18 protein-coding genes are annotated in these 16,914 nt (G+C 60.9%); 5 read left to right on the plus strand and 13 right to left on the minus strand.

The window, feature by feature from the left end:
• Positions 1 to 104: 104 nt before the first annotated feature.
• Positions 105 to 995 (minus strand): AraC family transcriptional regulator, encoded by an 891-nt coding sequence (locus tag AACY31_RS22625; protein WP_339482231.1) that lies wholly within the window; start codon positions 993 to 995, stop codon positions 105 to 107.
• 180 nt (positions 996 to 1,175) lie between these two features.
• On the opposite strand from AACY31_RS22625, the gene AACY31_RS22630 reads away from it, so the two are divergent.
• Positions 1,176 to 2,228 (plus strand): NAD(P)-dependent alcohol dehydrogenase, encoded by a 1,053-nt coding sequence (locus AACY31_RS22630; RefSeq protein ID WP_339482229.1) that lies wholly within the window; start codon positions 1,176 to 1,178, stop codon positions 2,226 to 2,228.
• A gap of 6 nt (positions 2,229 to 2,234) precedes the next feature.
• On the opposite strand, the gene AACY31_RS22635 is transcribed toward AACY31_RS22630, so the two are convergent.
• The 5 genes from AACY31_RS22635 to AACY31_RS22655 form a co-directional block, all read right to left on the minus strand.
• Positions 2,235 to 3,038 carry an IclR family transcriptional regulator gene (locus tag AACY31_RS22635; RefSeq protein ID WP_339482227.1) on the minus strand — a complete coding sequence of 268 codons (804 nt, stop codon included), beginning with the start codon at positions 3,036 to 3,038 and terminating at the stop codon, positions 2,235 to 2,237.
• Positions 3,039 to 3,097: 59 nt separating this feature from the next.
• Entirely contained in the window at positions 3,098 to 4,408 is a 1,311-nt protein-coding gene (locus AACY31_RS22640) for an MFS transporter (RefSeq protein WP_339482225.1), read from the minus strand.
• Positions 4,409 to 4,506: 98 nt separating this feature from the next.
• On the minus strand, positions 4,507 to 5,655 hold the full coding sequence (gene dgoD / locus AACY31_RS22645) for a galactonate dehydratase (RefSeq protein ID WP_339482224.1): 1,149 nt from the start codon (positions 5,653 to 5,655) through the stop codon (positions 4,507 to 4,509).
• A 49-nt stretch (positions 5,656 to 5,704) separates the two neighbouring features.
• Entirely contained in the window at positions 5,705 to 6,325 is a 621-nt protein-coding gene (locus AACY31_RS22650; RefSeq protein ID WP_339482223.1) for a 2-dehydro-3-deoxy-6-phosphogalactonate aldolase, read from the minus strand.
• A 19-nt stretch (positions 6,326 to 6,344) separates the two neighbouring features.
• Positions 6,345 to 7,325 (minus strand): 2-dehydro-3-deoxygalactonokinase, encoded by a 981-nt coding sequence (locus tag AACY31_RS22655; RefSeq protein ID WP_339482222.1) that lies wholly within the window; start codon positions 7,323 to 7,325, stop codon positions 6,345 to 6,347.
• Positions 7,326 to 7,513: 188 nt separating this feature from the next.
• On the opposite strand from AACY31_RS22655, the gene AACY31_RS22660 reads away from it, so the two are divergent.
• Positions 7,514 to 8,146: a glutathione S-transferase family protein gene (locus AACY31_RS22660; protein ID WP_339492199.1), complete on the plus strand. Its 633-nt coding sequence runs from the start codon at positions 7,514 to 7,516 to the stop codon at positions 8,144 to 8,146.
• A gap of 3 nt (positions 8,147 to 8,149) precedes the next feature.
• Here AACY31_RS22660 and AACY31_RS22665 read toward each other — a convergent pair whose 3' ends face one another.
• Entirely contained in the window at positions 8,150 to 8,632 is a 483-nt protein-coding gene (locus AACY31_RS22665) for a GNAT family N-acetyltransferase (protein WP_339482220.1), read from the minus strand.
• A gap of 117 nt (positions 8,633 to 8,749) precedes the next feature.
• Between AACY31_RS22665 and AACY31_RS22670 the strand changes: the two genes are divergently transcribed.
• The 3 genes from AACY31_RS22670 to AACY31_RS22680 all read left to right on the plus strand — a co-directional run bounded on the left by AACY31_RS22670 (position 8,750) and on the right by AACY31_RS22680 (position 10,248).
• Positions 8,750 to 9,406 (plus strand): HD domain-containing protein, encoded by a 657-nt coding sequence (locus AACY31_RS22670; RefSeq protein ID WP_339482219.1) that lies wholly within the window; start codon positions 8,750 to 8,752, stop codon positions 9,404 to 9,406.
• Between the two features lie 84 nt (positions 9,407 to 9,490).
• Positions 9,491 to 9,835, plus strand: coding sequence for a hypothetical protein (locus tag AACY31_RS22675; RefSeq protein ID WP_339482218.1), 345 nt, complete (start codon positions 9,491 to 9,493; stop codon positions 9,833 to 9,835).
• A gap of 32 nt (positions 9,836 to 9,867) precedes the next feature.
• On the plus strand, positions 9,868 to 10,248 hold the full coding sequence (locus AACY31_RS22680; RefSeq protein WP_339505103.1) for a Rho termination factor N-terminal domain-containing protein: 381 nt from the start codon (positions 9,868 to 9,870) through the stop codon (positions 10,246 to 10,248).
• 149 nt (positions 10,249 to 10,397) lie between these two features.
• Here AACY31_RS22680 and araH read toward each other — a convergent pair whose 3' ends face one another.
• The 6 genes from araH to AACY31_RS22710 form a co-directional block, all read right to left on the minus strand.
• A complete protein-coding gene (gene araH, locus AACY31_RS22685) occupies positions 10,398 to 11,366 on the minus strand; it encodes an L-arabinose ABC transporter permease AraH (RefSeq protein ID WP_339482216.1) in 969 nt (322 codons plus the stop codon).
• Between the two features lie 10 nt (positions 11,367 to 11,376).
• Positions 11,377 to 12,921: an L-arabinose ABC transporter ATP-binding protein AraG gene (gene araG, locus AACY31_RS22690; RefSeq protein WP_339482215.1), complete on the minus strand. Its 1,545-nt coding sequence runs from the start codon at positions 12,919 to 12,921 to the stop codon at positions 11,377 to 11,379.
• A 76-nt stretch (positions 12,922 to 12,997) separates the two neighbouring features.
• Positions 12,998 to 14,002, minus strand: a complete 1,005-nt coding sequence (locus AACY31_RS22695; protein WP_339482214.1) for a substrate-binding domain-containing protein — start codon at positions 14,000 to 14,002, stop codon at positions 12,998 to 13,000.
• A gap of 175 nt (positions 14,003 to 14,177) precedes the next feature.
• Complete coding sequence (locus AACY31_RS22700) at positions 14,178 to 14,996, minus strand: SDR family oxidoreductase (RefSeq protein WP_339482213.1); 819 nt, start codon at positions 14,994 to 14,996, stop codon at positions 14,178 to 14,180.
• Between the two features lie 215 nt (positions 14,997 to 15,211).
• On the minus strand, positions 15,212 to 16,108 hold the full coding sequence (locus AACY31_RS22705) for an SMP-30/gluconolactonase/LRE family protein (RefSeq protein ID WP_339505104.1): 897 nt from the start codon (positions 16,106 to 16,108) through the stop codon (positions 15,212 to 15,214).
• Positions 16,105 to 16,851, minus strand: coding sequence for a FadR/GntR family transcriptional regulator (locus tag AACY31_RS22710; protein WP_339482210.1), 747 nt, complete (start codon positions 16,849 to 16,851; stop codon positions 16,105 to 16,107). Before AACY31_RS22710 ends, AACY31_RS22705 begins: the two co-directional genes overlap by 4 nt.
• Between the last annotated feature and the right edge of the window lie 63 nt (positions 16,852 to 16,914).

A 16,914-nucleotide genomic window follows, 5' to 3' on the forward strand; every position in this document is an offset into this window, starting at 1 on the left:
CATCAAGGCTCCCGCAACGGGGGCCTTTTTGTTGCCTGTAATCCAACAAACACCGCCGTCCAAATGTGGGAGCAAGTCCGCTCCCACAAGGGATTTTCAGAGACTCAGGCGGCGCGCTCTTCCCCGGGGCTGCGTTCAAAGTAGCGCTTGTACTCCCGGCTGAACTGCGACGAGCTCTGATACCCCACCAGGTGCGCAACCTGGGCCACACCCATGCCCTCGGCGAGCAGCAGTCGCTGGGCCTTGAGCAGGCGTAAACGCTTGAGGTACTGCACGGGCGACAACAACGTGCTGCGCTTGAAATGCTCATGGAAGGTCGAGGCGCTCATGTTCGCGCAACTGGCCAATGTCTCGACGTTCAGCGGTTCAGTGAAGTGCGCGTGCAAATGGCTCAGGGCCGCGGCAATCCGGGCGAATTGGCCTTGCTGCTCCACCAGCGCCCGCAGCACATCGGCCTGGGGCCCGCGCAACGCGACGAACAGCAACTCCCGCAGCCGCGCCTGGCCCATGACCTGGCATTCCAATGGATCGTGCAGGCAGCGCAACAAGCGTTCGACACACCCACGCATGGCGTCATCGAGCACTGCACAGGTCATTGATTCCAGCGTCTGGGGCACCAGGCTCCGCCCCGGCACCAGCCCCATGGCCAGCACCAGTTCGCCCAACATCGCCCGGTCGATCGCAACGGAAACCCCCAGCAGCGGAGCATTGGGCATGGCGTAGGTTTCGCATTCGAACGGCACCGGCAAGGCCTGGATCAGATAGTGCCCGGCGCCATATTCCAGTGTGCGCGGCCCCAGGTACGCCAGTTTGCTGCCCTGGGCGATGATCACCAGGCTCGGCTCGTAGAGCTGCGGACCACGGGCGACGTCCTGGCTGGCGCGAAGCGCTTGCACGCCGGGCAGTCGCGTAGGGATGAAACCGTCGCGGGTCGCCAGGGGTTCTATCAGTGAAACCAGCGTGGCGTTGGCATCGAGATGACGGGTCAACAACATGGGCGAAAACTTCACGAAAAAAGGGACGAAACCATCATCGCAGGTCTGACGCCACTGAGGATCAAATCCTGGCCAAGACCGGAGGATTAGGCATGACAGACGGAGGAATCGCCATCGCCACCTGCCGCTGGTGCTCCCAGAATAGATCGCCTCACCGTTCACTGCTTAGCGAGGTCCATCATGTACACAGCCATCGGCTATGCCGCCCAATCGGCCACCACCCCCCTCGCCCCCATGAAGTTCGAGCGTCGCAGCCCACGAGCCGACGATGTGGCGATCGACATTCTCTACTGCGGCGTCTGCCATTCCGACATCCACCAAGCCCGCAATGAATGGGGTATTGCCGTTTACCCGCTGATGCCCGGCCATGAAATCATCGGCAAAGTCACCGCTGTCGGTGCGAATGTCACCCGCTATGAAGCAGGCGATTTGGTCGGCGTGGGCTGCATGGTCGACTCCTGCCGCGAGTGCGAAGCTTGCCGCGCCGACCTGGAGCAATACTGCCTGGAAGGCATGACTCAGACCTACGCCAGCCCGGACCGCGTGAGTGGCGGCCACACCATGGGCGGTTACTCCAACAGCATCGTGGTCAGTGAGCACTTTGTGCTGCGCATTCCGGCAGCACTCGACCCGGCCAGCGCCGCGCCACTTCTCTGCGCAGGCATCACCACCTACTCTCCCCTCAAGCACTATGGTGTGAAGGCTGGCGACAAGGTTGGCGTGCTGGGCATGGGCGGCCTGGGCCACATGGGCATCAAATTCGCCAAGGCCATGGGCGCAGAAGTGACATTATTCACCCGCTCGGCGAGCAAGGCTGAAGAAGCCCGTCGCCAGGGCGCCGACCATGTGATCGTGTCCACCGACGCCAAACAGATGGCCGCCGCAGCCGGACGATTCCACTTCCTGCTGGACACCATTCCGGTGCAGCACGACCTCAATCCCTACCTCGACACGCTGCGTTTCGACGGAGTGCACATCATCGTCGGCCTGGTCGAACCGGTCGATCCGCCGGTACACGCGGCAAAACTGATCATGGGTCGCCGCGTCCTGGCCGGTTCACTGATCGGCGGTGTCGCAGAAACCCAGGAGGTGCTGGATTTCTGCGCCGAACACCAGATCAGTTGCGACATTGAAATGCTCGACATCCGCCAGATCAACGAGGCCTACAGCCGCATGATCGCTGGGGATGTGAAATACCGCTTCGTCATCGACATGGCCACGCTCAAGGCCTGACGCTCGTCAAACCTTGGCGCCCAGTTCCGCCGACAGCCGGGCAGTGACCCCTTTGACCAGGGGAATCAGCTCGGCCATTTTTTCCAGCGGCATGTACGGCACGGTGCTGGCGATGCTGATGCCGGCGACGATGCGCTTGCCGGCGTCACGGATCGGTGCTGCCACGCACCGAATCGACGGTTCGTTGTCTTCCAGGTCGAAGGCGTAGCCCCCCGCCACATACTCCACCATCCGTTGCTGGAACTGTTCCCAGGATTGCTCCTGATGCTGGGGCCAGAATTGATTCTTCCCAGCGGCTGGCAGGCTGATTTCATACAGTCGCTTCCATTGTTCCTGCGAGTCATCAAGCATCAGCGCCTTGCCGATCCCGGTGCGCGCCAACGGCATGCGATGGCCTACGCGCGAGCGCATTTCCGGACCGTTGCGCCCCGGATTCTTCAGCAGGTACAAGACTTCGTCATCCTCGCGAATCGCCAAGTGAACGGTGTCCCCGGTGAGCGCCGACAGCTCATCCAGATACGGCCCCGCCAGGCTCACTAGTGGCAACTCTTCCCGGGCCTGAAAGCCCAGCTCGATCAATTTCGGCCCCAGCAGGTAACCCACTTGCGGCACCACGCGCAGGTAACGTTCGTCCACCAGGCAACTGGCCAGGCGATGAGTGGTGCTGCGGGTAGTGCCGATCAGCCGGGCGATTTCCTTCAAGTCACGCGCACCGCTGGCGACCGCCTGGACCACACCCAGGCCGCGCAACAATGTCTGCGTGCCTGTGGGCGCGGCGTCCTTGGTGATTTTTGGATCGTCTTGCTGCATAGCCGGCCTTCAACAGTGAGCGGGGAACGGCCGGCATTATGGTCGCCCGCCCCGTCGGACTACAACTCGATGCGCTCGACCTTCCCGACCAGCAGGATGTAGGACAGCGCCCCAGCCAATGCCAGAACAGCGATATAGGTGATGGCCGGGGCAAATGAATCGCCGCTGGCGAGAAAGCCAATGACGATCGGCGTGGCGATGGCCGCCAGGTTGCCGATGAGGTTGAACACCCCGCCCGTCAGCCCGAGCAACCGTGCCGGCGCCAAGGTGGAGACCAGCGACCAGGTGATCGACGCCAGGCCATTGCCGAAGAACGCCAAAGCCAGGAAACCGATCACCAGCGGCGTCGACTCAACAAAGTTGGCGCCGATGATCGAGGTCGAGATCAGCAACCCACCAATGATCGGCAGCTTGCGCGCAAACCCCACGGTGGCACCGCGCCGAATCAGCCAGTCGGAGAAAAAACCGGCGCACAGCACGCCGACAAACGCCGCGAGAAACGGCAACGACGCCAGCAGGCCGGACTTGATGAAGTCCATGCCGCGATATTTCACCAGGTAAGTCGGAAACCACGTCAGGAAAAACCACAGCGTGGAGTTGAGGCAAAACTGTCCCAGGTAAATGCCCCACAATTTGCGTTGGGTCAGGACAATCCCCAAATCAGTCCAGCTGAATTTCGCCTTGGCCTTGGCGGTATCGGCCTGGATATCCACCAACCCGCCGCCTTCGCGGATCAGTTCGATTTCGGCGGCATTGGCGCCTTTGAAATCCCGCGGCTCGCGATACACCGCGTACCAGATTGCCGCCCAGAGAATGCCCACCGCGCCCGTGGCGACAAACACCATGTGCCAACCGAAGGTGTGTTGCAGCCAGGCCAACACCGGGGTCAGGAAGGCCAGCCCAACAAACTGCCCGGAGGTGTAGAAACCGATGGCCGTGGCCCGCTCGCGCTCAGGAAACCAGGTGGTGACCACGCGGCTGTTGATCGGATAAGCCGGCGCTTCCAGGGCACCGACCGCCATGCGCAGCACGAACAGCGCGATGAAACTGGCGGCGAAACCCAGCATCACCGTGGCCAGCGACCATAACAGCAACGCCACGCTATACAGAATGCGCGGCGGCACTCGATCCACCAGCCAGCCACCGGGGATCTGCATGGCGGCGTAGGTCCAGCCGAACGCCGAGAAAATCAGCCCGACATGAATCGGATCGATGCCCAGGTCGCGGGTCAATGCGGGAGCGGCAATCGAGAGGTTGCTGCGGTCCAGGTAATTGATCACTACGGTGATGAACAGCAGGACCATGATGAAAAAACGCTTACGGCTGGGCGTCACCAACGACGCCTGCGCGCTCAGGGTGTGCGCTTGCATGTGAGGTGCCTCTTTTTATATTTGTCGAATACGGCAAGGATTGAGCAAGCCTTGCTCCCACAAGATTCCTCGGTTCCCGCGCAGTACTCAGGCGCAAATCACCACTCGGCAAAACTGCCATCGGCATGACGCCAGATCGGGTTGCGCCAGCGGTGACCGATGGCCGCGCGCTCAATGACGTATTCCTCGTTGATCTCAATGCCCAGGCCCGGGCCGTTGGGGATTTTCACGAAGCCCTTGTCGTAGTCGAACACCTGCGGATCCTTGATGTAATCCAGCAGGTCGTTGCTCTCGTTGTAGTGGATACCCAGGCTCTGCTCCTGGATGAACGCGTTGTAGCAGACCGCATCCAGTTGTAAGCACGCCGCCAAGGCGATGGGGCCCAGCGGGCAGTGCAGCGCCAGGGCCACGTCGTAGGCCTCGGCCATGTTGGCGATCTTGCGGGTTTCGGTGATACCGCCGGCGTGGGACGCATCCGGCTGGATGATGTCCACGTAGCCTTCGCTGAGTACACGCTTGAAGTCCCAGCGCGAGAACAACCGCTCGCCCAGGGCAATCGGGGTGCTGGTCAGCGGCGCCAATTCTTTGAGGGCTTCGTAGTTTTCGCTGAGCACCGGCTCTTCGATGAACATCAGCTTGTAGGGATCGAGTTCCTTCATCAGCACCTTGGCCATCGGCTTGTGCACCCGGCCGTGGAAGTCCACGCCAATGCCGACGTTCGGCCCTACCGCATCCCGCACCGCCGCCACGTTGGCCAGGGCCAGGTCGACTTTTTCATAAGTGTCGAGAAACTGCAGCTCCTCGGTGCCGTTCATCTTCACAGCGGTGAAGCCCCGCGCCACGGCTTCTTTCGCCGCGCGAGCGGTGTCCGCCGGTCGGTCGCCGCCGATCCACGAATACACACGGATCTTGTCGCGCACCTGGCCGCCCAGCAGGTCGCTGACCGACACACCCAAGGCCTTGCCCTTGATGTCCCACAACGCTTGGTCAATGCCGGCCAGGGCGCTCATGTGAATGGCCCCACCGCGGTAGAAGCCGCCGCGATACAGCACCGTCCAGATGTCTTCGATGTTGCGTGGGTCTTTGCCAATCAGGTAGTCAGACAATTCCTCGACAGCCGCCGCCACCGTGTGGGCACGGCCTTCGACCACGGGCTCGCCCCAACCGGTCACGCCCTCATCCGTCTCGATCTTGAGAAAGCACCAGCGCGGCGGAACGATAAACGTAGTCAGCTTGGTGATTTTCATCGTGTTGTCTCTCTTATCAGATGCAGCGCACGGGGCGCTGGAAAAGTCTTCAGTTCAAGGCGCTCCATGCGGCCACGTAGGCCTTGGCGCGCACTGCCACTTCGTCCGCTGTCAGGCCCGGCTTGAACAGCCCGGAACCGAGACCAAAACCCTTGACACCGGCTTCGACGAACACCGCCATGTTGTCTGGCGTAATCCCGCCCACCGGCACCAGCACGGTCCCGGCCGGCAGCACCGCGAGCCAGGCCTTGACCACCGCCGGGCCCATTTGCTCGGCGGGAAACATCTTCAGTACATGGGCGCCTTCGGCCAGTGCGGCGAAGGCTTCGGTGGGCGTGGCGACGCCTGGCGACAAATACAAACCCGCCGCTTTTGCGGCACGCAACACCTTCGGATCGCTGTGGGGCATGACGATCACTTGGCCACCGACGGCTTTCACTTGCTCGACCTGTTCCGGCATGAGCACGGTGCCGGCACCGATCAGGCAATCGGCGGGCAAGGTACTGCGCAGGATGCGGATGCTTTCGTACGGCTCGGGGGAATTGAGCGGCACTTCGATCACGCGAAATCCGGCGCTGTACAGGACTTCGCCGATGGCCGCCGCCTCTTCGGGACGCAGACCACGCAGGATCGCGATCAGCCCGTTGTGCGCCAGTGCTTGTGTGAGCATGTCAGACCTCCAATCAGGTTCAAGGGGCGGTGGAACCGAGCAACCCGGCCGCCACGGCCAGTTGCCACAAACCGCGTTCAGTGGCCTGTTCGGCCAAGACCACCCGGGCGAAGCCGCAAGCGTCGAGGGCCCGTTGATAACGGACACAGAGTTGGGAGTTGCCGATCAGCACCACCGTCGGCAGATGGAGGCTGTCGCGTCGTCGACGCTGCACCTCGGCCAGCGCCGTCAACTCATGGCCGATCAATAGGCCCGAGAGGTAATCCGCCTGGGCGCTGGCGGCCAGCTCGCCGGTCAAGCCCAGGCTGCGGGCGCTGAACACCGTGGACAACGGACCGATCTGGCCGTCCACCGACAACGCCACCTGCACGCCACGATCAAAGGCCACGCCATCGAAGGTCGTACTCCGTTGCTGGGTACGGCCGAGAATGCTGTGGTCACTGAGCACGGCGAAAATCTCGCCGGTCATGAAGGTGTCGAAATGCACGATGCAGCCATCGGCCACTTCCACCCATTTCGAATGACTGCCGGGCAGGCCGATCAGCACCGCTTCATCCGGCAAGCTGTGCAAGGCGCCGAGCACCTGGGTTTCTTCACCGCGCATGACATTGGGCAAGCGTGAACGCTGAATCACCCCCGGCACGATGTGCACATCGACACCGCGAAGGCTGCGAACGGCTTGTAGGGAATGTCCGAGATTGGCGACGTTGGCGGGTGTGTCGCAGTACGGCGCTTCACGCCAGCCCTGAGCACTACCGACCATGCCGCAGGCAATCACAGGCAGGCCAGGCTGCGCATCGAGCCAGTCGCCACAGGCCTCGTCGAAGGCCAGTTCAAAACCGTCGATGCACACCCGTCCGGCCACGCTTCGCGGCCCGGACGGCAACTGCATGATTCCCGATGACAGCGAGCGCTGTTCGAGCACCTCGCCCCCGGCGGCGAGTTTGTAAGCCCGTAATGAGGTGGTCCCCCAATCGAGCGCAATCAATTGCGCCTGCATCCGTTTCACCTGTTTTGATTGTTGGCAGTGAGTGAGACGGACTATAAACCTTGGCGCGTAAAAATCTCAATATATAAATATCAATCCCATATATCGGGACAACATGAGTCAACCCAAAAGCCAATCGCCATCCGTCCAAGACCCTGCTACGTTTCTCACCGGACGCCAAACAACTCAGGGAAAAAGTGATGGGACAACTGCTGAAAATCCTCGGCCGCACTTCCTCGATCAACGTCAGAAAAGTGTTGTGGACCTGCCAGGAACTGGACATCGCCTACGAGCGCGAAGATTGGGGCATCGGCTTTGCCTCGACCCATGACCCGGCGTTCCTGGCCTTGAATCCCAACGCCCAGGTACCGGTGATCATCGATGAAAACGGCGTGCTCTGGGAGTCGAACACTATTTGCCGCTACTTGGTGGGCAAGCATGGGCCCAGCGATCTGCTGCCCGTCGAACCTGCCGCACGGGCGCGCGTCGAACAATGGATGGACTGGCAAGCCACAGAGCTCAACCCGTCATGGGGCGATGCGTTCTACGGACTGGTGCGCAAACACCCGGATTTCCAGGACCCACAGCTCATCGCCAAAGGCGTCAAAGGCTGGAACGAGAAGATGGGTTTGCTGGAGCAGCAATTGAACCGCACCGGCGCCTACGTGGCCGGTACGGCATTTTCCCTCGCGGACGTGCTCATTGGCCTGTCCGCCCACCGCTGGCGCCAGACGCCCATGGAACGCCCGGACTATCCAGCGGTGACCGCCTATTGCAAGCGGCTCGAACAGCGCCCGGGATTTGCCGAGTATGCATCCAGCGCCTACTCGTGAATTTCAATTGCCGTTAGCGAAATCCCGTAGCACCTTGCCGTCCATTCGGTAGCGCACCCACTCTTCCTGGGGTTGCGCGCCGAGGGATTTGTAGAACTCGATGGCCGGCGTGTTCCAGTCCAGCACGCTCCATTCGAAGCGTCCGCAATCGTTGTCACAGGCAACTTTAGCCAGATGGCGCAGCAACGTCTTGCCCGCCCCACCACCGCGCTGTTCAGGCGTGATGTACAGGTCTTCGAGGTACAGGCAGTTGCTGCCCAGCCAGGTGGAATAACTGAAGAAAAACACCGCGTAACCAATCGGCACGCCGTCACGCAGGCAGATCAGCCCATGGGCGGTTGCGCCCTCGCTGAACAGGCTGCGCTCGATGTCCGCCACACTGGCGATGACTTCGTGGCGGGCCTTTTCGTAATCAGCCAGCTCGGTGATGAAGGCAAGGATTTGAAGCGCATCGCTGGGTTGCGCGGGACGGATCTCGATCGACATGAACAGGCCTTGTAGCCAATTGAAAGCGCCATACTAAGCCGCCACGGGGCGCTCGTCACATATGAAAATGAACATCATCCACGAACCCTCGAAGTACTGACATACAAAGGATCTGTCATGACCGCTGCCGCCTTTGCACCTTTTCAAACCGTCGCGGCCCAATTGCTGCCTCATGCATTGGAGCCATCGGAGGATGGCGCTCACGATCTGTCACACCTGCAACGGGTCTGGCACAACGTACGCTTGCTTCATCGCCAGGAAGGCGGTGATCTGCTTATCCTGCTGGCGGCAACGTTGCTGCATGACTGTGTGGCGGTGGAAAAAAACTCACCGCTGCGCGCCGAGGCCTCTCGCCTGGCAGCGAAAAAGGCATCGACGCTGTTGTCGACACTGAACTGGTCAAACGAAAAAATCAGCGCCATTGCCCATGCCATCGAGGCTCACAGTTTTTCGGCCAATGTCGCAGCGATCACACTCGAAGCCAGAATTCTCCAGGACGCCGACCGCCTCGACTCATTGGGCCTGCTCGGTGTAGCCCGCACATTTTATGTGGCCGGACGCATGGGCAGCGCGCTCTATGACCCTCAGGATCCGCAGGCCAAGTCCCGGGATTACGATGACCGACGCTTCTGCCTTGATCATTTCCAGACCAAATTGTTGCACCTGGCCGACGGTTTCCAGACCGCCACCGGGCAACACATGGCGCTGATCCGTCACGAAAAACTGAAAAGCTTCATGGAGCAATTCATGGAAGAAGCCGGACTCGACGGCTAGACCATTCGTCGCACCCGAGGCACCAACCCAAATCCAGCGAGGCCCAAGATCGGGAAAGCATTCTAAAAAATGGAGGCGACACCCATGACCACTTCAAGGCTGACCGCATTCACCTTCGCCGCGCTGCTGTCCTCGATGGCCTTCGCAGCTTCCACCTCCGGCACCGGGCCTACCGATCCCGTGCAAGCGCCCAACTCCCCCGCCACGCAAGGCCTGCCCAAGTTGGACAACGACGGTACTGGCGACGGCCTGAACAATGGCCAGCCACCCGCCACTGGCACCGATCCGCGCGTGCAGGGTAATGACACGGGGCGCCAAGGCGGCATGAATACACCGGACTCGACTGCACCTGATAATGCCGAGACTGGAGTGGGCTCGAAAACCACGACCGGTGGTTCGGGCTCCGAAGGGGGCGCCGCCAGCCAATAGCCTCTGCTCAGGCATTTGAGGAGGAACATCCCATGACTCGTGGAAGCAAAGACAAATACACCGCCGAACAAAAACGCAAGGCCGCACACATTGAAAAAAGTTACGAGAAAAAAGGTGTGTCCGAAAACGAAGCCGAGGCACGCGCCTGGGCGACCGTGAACAAGCAGTCCGGTGGTGGCGAACGCTCCGGTGGTTCAGGCAAGGAAAAACCGGCAAGGGCCAAGAAAACCGACCGCAAGGAATCGGCCCGCCGCGCTGCCAAGACCCGCGAAGGCCAGCCGCGCACCAGCAAAACCTCCCGTGCGACCCAGACCGTGGACAGCTTGATGACGGAAGCCCGGGCGAAAAACATTCCCGGGCGCTCGAAGATGCGTAAGCAGGAATTGATAGAGGCGTTGCGCAAGGCGGGGTGAGCGTCGGTGTCTGTATCTGGAGGAACGCCTTCGCGAGCAAGCCCGCTCCCACACATTGGACCTGCGCTGTGCCGGGGTGCTGCGCCCTGGCACAAAACCTGTGGGAGCGAGCCTGCTCGCGAAAGCGGCCGGCCCGGTTGCTGCAAGGTTCAGCGTTGCTTCAAGCGGTCGATCACCACCGCCAGCAGCAGGATCGAGCCGCGGATGACGTATTGGTAGAAGGTGTCGATGTTCTTCAGGTTCATCGCGTTTTCGATGATCGCCAAAATCAGCACGCCTGCAATGACGTGACGGATCATGCCGATGCCACCGCTCAACGACACCCCACCCAGCACGCAAGCCGAGATCACGGTCAGTTCGAAGCCTTGGCCGATCATCGGCTGGCCCGAGGTCATGCGCGACGCCAGGATCACCCCGGCCAAGGCGCCGATCAAGCCATGCACGGCAAAGATGATAATCTTGGTGCGATCAACGTTCACCCCCGCCAACAACGCCGCTTCCTGGTTGCCACCAATGGCCATGGTGTTGCGCCCATAGGTGGTGTAATTCAGCAGCCAGCCGAAAAACAGGAAGCAGGCGATGGTGATCAGGATCGGCACCGGCACGCCGAACAATTGGCCGTTGCCAAACACGAAGAACGATTCCTGCGACACACCCACTGCTTTGCCGCTGGCGAAGATGTAGGCCAGGCCACGGACGATCTGCATGGTCGCCAGGGTAGTGATCAACGCATTGACTCGCAGTTTGGCGATGACGATGCCGTTGACCAGACCGACGATCAAGCCCATCACCAGCGCCGCGCTGACGCCGAGGAACACGCTGTTGGTGTCGCGCATCACCACCGCCGCGACCACGCCGGCACAGGCAATCACCGAACCGACCGACAAATCAAAGTGCCCGGACGCCAGGCAATACAACATGGTGCAGGCCGCGATGCCGGTGGTGGAAATCGCCAGGCCCAGCCCGCGCATGTTCAGCGGCGACAGGAAGTTGTCGATCATCAGGGTGCAGAGCACGAAGATGCCGACGGCCGCCAGCAGCATGACCCAGTCATCCAGGAAGCGGCGCAGGTCCAGGGGTTTGCGTGCCGTTGGCAGTGCATTGTTTTGAATGGTCATGATTTACCTCTCAGTTCGCCGCGTCGGCAACGCGTTGGCGCGGCAGCGCCAGTTGCAGCAGGTTGGATTCGTTGGCCTGGTCACGCGGCAGCTCGCCGCGCATGGCCCCTTCGCAGAGCACCAGGATTCGGTCGGAAATGCCCATCACCTCCATCAGGTCGCTGGACACCACAATCACCGCGATGCCCTCGGCCGCCAGGTTGTGGATAATCTGGTAGATCTCCGCCTTGGCGCCGATGTCGATGCCGCGAGTGGGCTCGTCCAGCAACAGGACTTTCATCGGCATCGACAGCCAGCGACCAAGAATAGCCTTCTGCTGATTGCCGCCGGACAGGTACATGATTTTCTGGCTGGCCGCCGGCGTCTTCACTTTCAGCGATTTGATCTGCTTGTCGGCGTTGCCCCGTTCCCAGTCGCCACGCAACAGGCAGCCAAGCGCGGAATGAGCCGGGCGCGCACTGATGTTGATGTTCTCACCCACGCTGCCCAACGGGATGATGCCTTCCTTCTTGCGATCTTCCGGGCACAGCAGCACGCCAGCGGCGATGGCATCCCTTGGTGAACGCAGTTTCAGTTCCTTGCCATGCAGCACGAGACTTCCCTCGCGCTGGCGCTCCAAGCCACTGAGCAAGCGCAGCAGCTCGGTACGACCGGCACCGACCAGCCCGAACAAGCCGAGGATCTCGCCCTTGTGCACCTGGAAACTCACCGATTCGCGCAAGCCCGGCCCCAGCAGGTTCCTCACTTGCAGCGCCACATCGCCGCGCTCTCGAGGACGGTAGTCATAGATGTCCTGGATGTCGCGACCGACCATGCACGTGACGAGTTGATCATGGGTCAGCTCGCTCATGTTTTCGAAGGTCCGTACATAACGACCGTCCTTGAACACCGTCACCGCATTACAGATACGGAATACTTCTTCCATGCGATGGCTGACGTACAGCACCACTTTGCCCTCGTCTCGCAAGCGGGCAATGATCGCCATCAAACGGTCGATTTCCCGGGCCGACAGGCTACTGGTGGGTTCGTCGAAGGCAATGACATGGGCGCCACGAGACAAGGCCTTGGCGATTTCCACCAATTGACGCTGGCCGAGGGACAGGCGACCGACTTTTTCCTGCGGGTCGATTTCGTCGGCCAGGCCTTTGAGCAGCGTCAGTGCCTGCTGGCGCAGTACGCCACGATTGACCAGGCCGAAACGCGCCGGTAAATGGCCGAGAAACAGGTTTTCCGCGACGGTCATTTCCGGCACCAGATGCAGCTCCTGGTGAATCACCGCCACACCACTGGCGATGCTGTCAGCGGTGCCTTTGAACGCCATCGTCTGTTCGCCGATCTGCAAGTCGCCACTGCTCGGGATGTAGGCGCCCCCGAGGATCTTCAGCAACGTGGACTTGCCCGCGCCGTTCTCGCCCATCAAGGCATGCACCTGCCCCGGATGCGCGACAAAACTGATATTGGCCAGCGCCTGCACGCCGGGAAAGGATTTGCCGATCCCGTTGAACCGCAAGCTGGCGCCGATGTTGTGTTGCCGTGTCGCTGTTTGCGCTTGCATAACCACCTCGAACTTACAGAGATCAAGCGACCCCGCCACTCATGTGACCAGGGGCCGCTTCTGAATCAACCGACCGTCAGTTCCACAGGCCGATCTTTTCCAGCTCCTGCTTGAAGTTCTCCCGGGTGATCAGCGTTACCTCGTCCATGGCGGTGTACTTCGGCGGTTCCTTGTCGGTGGTGATCCACTCGTACATCATTTCAGCGGTCTTGTAGCCTTCGATGTGCGGACTTGGCAGCATCGAACCGAAGAAGCCGCTGTTAGGCTTTTTCAGTTCACCGATGGCGTCGGTGCCGTTGATGCCGATGCCAATAACATTGGCCGCCTTGAACCCGGCCGCTTCCGTGGCGCGCACGCCGCCCAGCACGGTGTTGTCGTTCATGCCGCCGATGATCAGGTTTTTCGCGGCGCTTGGCAGTTTAACCAAGGCCGAGTTGGTGGAGTCCATGCTGCCGGGTACGTCGAGGGTCTTCAGGGCGGCGAAGAGGATGTGGTCTTTTGGGATGCCGGCCTCCTCAAGGGACTTGACCGAACCGTCAGTGCGCTTCTTGCCAGTGTCCAGTTCGTTGTAGGTGTTGATGACCGCGTAGGTATCCTTCCAATCCCAGTTGCGCTTTTTCGCTTCAGCCACCATCGCGTCGCCCTGCTTCTGGCCCACCTCGAATGCCGCCATGCCCAGGTACGGCACGTCTTCCATGAACTTGCCGCTGGCGTCGACGAAACGGTCGTCCACAGCAATCACCTTGAGATTGTTGAGCTTGGCCTTGGCCACGATGGCCGGGCCAAGGGATACGTCCGGCGGGCAGATCACGAAGCCCTTGGCACCGTTGGCGGCCAGGCTGTCGATGGCCGAGAGGGTCTTCTCGCCATCAGGCACGGCGATCTTGATCAACTCAAAGCCTTTGTCCTTGCTCGCCTTCTCGGCGAACGCCCATTCGGTCTGGAACCAAGGCTCCTCGGCCTGCTTGACCAGGAAACCGATTTTTACGGGATCAGCCGCCAGCAAGTTGCTGCTAAGGCTGACCGCGGTAACCGCCAGGGCGGCGCGACACAGGGAACGGATCCCACGACGATGATTCATAGTTGACTCCTTGTTTTTTTTATTGAAAGCCAAACGTCCAGGGCTCTGCTCCACCGTCGGTGAAAATGCGCAGGCTGGGCGGTTACATCAAGTGGCTACACAGCATAGGCCTGAATAGTCATATCGTATGATGATTGGATTGCAGGCGAAGTTTCCGACTGCAATCCAGGAATATTCAGTCGTGGTACATGACCGAACGTCCTCCATCGATGGTGATGCATGAGGCATTGATAAACGGAGCTTCGTCACTGGCCAGGAACACAGCCGTCATTGCCACTTCGATCGGTTGCCCGACGCGCCGTGGCGGGTGCAAATCCAGCGCACGCTGGCGTTCGGCATGGGGGTCGGCAAAACCGTTCCAGTAGTCGACGTTCAGCTGGGTTTCGATATAACCCGGTGCGATGGCGTTGACGCGTAACCCTTTGGGTGCGTATTCGATGCCCAGGGCGCGAGTCAGACCGAGCAGGCCATGCTTGGCCACCGGGTAAGGAAAACAGCCGGGAATGATGTGGGACGAATGGACGGAGGCAATGTTGATGATGCTGCCCACGCCCTGCTCGATCATCTGTGGCAACACTGCCTTGCAACCGTACCAGGCGCCATCCAGGTCGATGGCGAAGCAACGGCGCCAGTCTTCTTCGGACATTTGCAGCGGGTCACGGAAGACATTGACGCCGGCGCAGTTGACCAACACATCGATACGGCCATGCAGCTCAACGGCGCGACGGGCCATGGCCTGCAAGTCCTGCGGCTTCGACACATCGGCCTGCAGCGCTTGCACATCGGCCCCGTGCTCACGCCAGTGGGCGGCCACCGCCTCGACCTTTTGCGCCTGGATGTCACTGATCACCAGCCGAGCCTGTTGCGACGCGAACGCCGCGACGATGGCCTCGCCAATGCCTTGGGCGGCACCGGTCAACAGCACGACCTTGTTTTTCAGGCGCTCGCCCTTCGGTGGCTCCGGCACGGGTGGCAAAACCAAGGGCTCAGCCATGGTTAAAACCTCCTGCGCACGGGCACGACAAAAACCGGGCATCCACGGATGACCGGCGCAAAGGCACTTGAAAGAACAGTGGCCGGCATACGCCGCCGGGGCGTAAGGGGAAAGATCGCTGCATCACTTCACCTGTTTTGTTTTTTTAGTGTGAGTGTGTATTGCCGATGGAGCCGACTATAAACCCGACCGCCAAATAATCTCAATATATATATTTAGATCCCATATTTTGAGATATTACTTGCAAACCTTGTACACGCCACGCCAGGCACATCGACACGCATCGACAGCACAGCACCGTCCAGCGGATGACCCAATGGGCTCGCCGCACTGGTGATGTACAACGTCTTGAGGTCTTCGCCGCCGAACACACAACTGGTCGGGCGGCTGACGGGCAGTTCGATCACCCGATCAACCTCCCCGTCCGGGTTCAGCCGCAACAGGCAACTGCCGTCCCAGCGGGCATTCCAGATGTAGTCTCGGGCATCCATCGCCGAACCATCCGGGCCACCACGCGGGTGCGGGCCGAACCAGACTTCGGCAGGCGCTAGGGTGCCATCAGGGTAGATAAAGTGCCGATACAACGTGCCATCCAGGCTCTCACCGAAATACACCGTGGTGCCATCGGGGCTCCAGAGCAAGGTGTTCGGAATACCCAGCCCGCGCAACAAGGGCGTGACCCGGCCATCACCCGCGACGCGAAACAGCCCGCCGGAACGCCGCTTGATCGGCAAATCCTCGCCTTCGTCACCGATATTGTTCTGCATGGTGCCGAGCCAGAGTTGACCCAGGGCGTCGCAACGGGCCTCATTGGCGCGATTGCCAGGCTGGGGATCGGCCATGCACAGCAGCGTCAGGCGCGGCTCCAGGCCCGGAGAATCGAGATCGAGGCGGTAGACCCCACTGCTCAGGGTCACCAAGGCGTCGCCACTCTGGGTCGCAATGAAAGCGGACACATGCTCGGGCATCTGCCAGATCTGTACGTTGGCGCCGATCAGGCGCAGTGCCTGCTTGCCGACGATATCGACCCAATACAACGCCTGGGTCAGCTCGTCCCAGAAAGGTCCCTCGCCCAACTTTGCCCGGTGCTCCGTCACAGCCATCCACTTCATTGAAACCTCCCGTTCCCGGCTTGCCCGGCAGCGTCTGTTCGACCGGCCATGACATTGGGGTAAAAACGTTTGATGGCCAGGTCAGCGTTATCGATCAGGGTCATACAGGCCCAGACGCCACGCGCCGCGTCACGGGCGCCGATGGCGTCGGCGATGTCCTTGTGGATGGGCAAGGTGCGGCGCAGCTCATCCGGGTCGGCCGCCGATACTTCGAACGACACCGCCAGCAGCGCACCAAGGGCCGGGACCATTTGCTCGATGAACTGATTATGGCTGGCAGCGAGGATGCACTCATGGAAAAACTGGTCGGCGCGGTTGTAATCAGCACCGCTGTCCACCGCCCGTTCCAGCGCATGGTAGGCCAGGCGGATCGCCTGCACCTGATCGGCCGTGGCCCGCTCACAGGCCCAGCGCACCGCCATCGGCTCGATGGTGCGACGCAGGTCCAGCAAGTCATCGACAAAGTTTTCCGGCAGGCCGCTGCGTGACAGCCAGCCAACCACTTGGGGGTCGAACAGATTCCAGCGCCGCACCGGCAACACCCGCGTGCCGACTTTCGGCCCGACTTCCAGCATGCCTTTGGCTACCAGAGTCTTGATCGCCTCGCGAATCACCGTGCGACTGACGCCCAGTTGCTCGCCCAAGTCCGCCTCGACCTTGATGGTTTGCCCAGGCTTGACCTGGCCGGCGGCTATCCAGCCCCCCAGCCAATCGACGGTCGATGCATGAAAACTGCTGGACATGAAAACCCCGCGGGTCACTTTTATTGGAGGCCCACGCTAATCATCATATGATTGGGTGTCAAT

It is taken from the genome of Pseudomonas sp. RL_105y_Pfl2_101, from assembly GCF_963970585.1.
GTDB lineage: Bacteria > Pseudomonadota > Gammaproteobacteria > Pseudomonadales > Pseudomonadaceae > Aquipseudomonas.